The sequence below is a fragment of the Streptococcus sp. DD04 genome (genome assembly GCF_001578725.1).
Classification (GTDB): domain Bacteria; phylum Bacillota; class Bacilli; order Lactobacillales; family Streptococcaceae; genus Streptococcus; species Streptococcus sinensis.
Genome location: NZ_KQ968981.1, coordinates 1 through 1,418, shown reverse-complemented (window position 1 = coordinate 1,418; position 1,418 = coordinate 1). Strand labels below are relative to the sequence as shown.

Here is a 1,418-nt window from a genome sequence, read left to right as displayed (position 1 = left end):
TAAATAAACAAATGAGAAACTTTCTGAAATTAGGGAGAGAATAATGCAAGATTCAATTGATATTTTGAAAGAGCGCTATTTAGTCAATATAAAAGAAAATCCAGACTTATATATCGGGATTGAGTTAGAATTTCCAATTGTGAATCTTCAGGGAGGGGCGACAGATACCCGTGTAACAAAAGAGCTCTTGTCAAGGCTAAATTCAAACTATGGTTTTATTGTAGAACGCAGGGATTTAGATGGCAATCCTATTCAGTTAAAAGCTCCAGATAGCGAAGATCGTATTCTCTTTGAAGTATCTTACAATATTTTAGAGTTCGCATTCGAAAAAGCGAAAACAATTCAGGAAGTTGAAAGACGCTTCAATCACTACTTAGACACTATTCAAAAGATTTTACACAAAGACCATCATGAGCTTCAGGGCCAGGGTTTACATCCATTCTGGAAGGAGAATGATAATGCCCCTGTGAAATATCCCCGCTATCAAATGTTGATGCAGTATCTAGCTTTGAGTGAGGAAATTGGAGGAGATTTCTTCCATCGCTATCCTGATTATGGCGGCTATATCTGTGGAAGTCAAGTCCAGCTGGATGTCTCACGGGCAAATTTTATACAGGTAATCAATACCTTCAATCAAATCGAGGCTGCTAAAGCCTATCTTTTTGCCAATTCGGAATTGACAGCAGAAGATTTCAACACTAGAATCTCCAGAGACCGCTTCTGGGAAGAATCCATGCATGGCTTGTTAGTAGAAAATGTCGGTGTCAATCCCTATGATTTCACAGATGAAGAAGATTTTTTCAATTATTTAAATCACACAGCTATTTTTAATGCTGATCGAGAGGGAGATGCCTACTATTTTCCTCCTATATCGGTTGGAGAATATCTAAAGCAGGTGCAAATCAAGGCCTATAATTTGAGGGGGGATGAAAGATTTCTCATTCCGTGCGTAGAAGATTTTAGTCATCACAGAAGCTACCAATATCAGGATTTAACGACAAGAGGCACTGTTGAATTTAGAAGCACTTGTGTTCAGCCTCTCGCTAAGACATTTGCACCAGCAGCCTTTCATTTAGGATTGTTAGTGAATCTAGAGGAAACAGAGGCCTATCTTAAAGCTTGTGAGTTTTTCAGGCTGGAAGGGCGGGATTATAAACATTTGCGCCGACAGTATTCGAAAAACAAACTTACACAGAACGAGGAAAAAAACATTCAAAAATTTTCATACGATCTTCTTCAACTTGCTATCAAAGGCTTGCAAAAACGGAAAATGCATGAAGAAAAGTATCTCATATCTTTGTATTAATAGACTCCCTTTGGAATTCTAATAATGTTTTAAGTGTTTCATTTTAGTGCTAAACCCTAGTCCTTTAAGGAACTTTCAAGGTTATCGCAAAGTTGGTTTGGAAAAAAGTTTC

General features: G+C 37.7%; 1 protein-coding gene. It reads left to right on the top strand.

The features are described 5' to 3' along the window. Positions 1 to 43 precede the first annotated feature (43 nt). Positions 44 to 1,306, top strand: coding sequence for a glutamate-cysteine ligase family protein (locus tag STRDD04_RS09020; protein WP_062201677.1), 1,263 nt, complete (start codon positions 44 to 46; stop codon positions 1,304 to 1,306). The last annotated feature ends 112 nt before the right edge of the window (positions 1,307 to 1,418 follow it).

What these genes read in the sequence shown, in the direction of transcription:
- STRDD04_RS09020 (WP_062201677.1), top strand. Translation starts at nt 44, where the DNA reads ATGCAAGATTCAATTGATATTTTGAAAGAGCGCTATTTAGTCAATATA.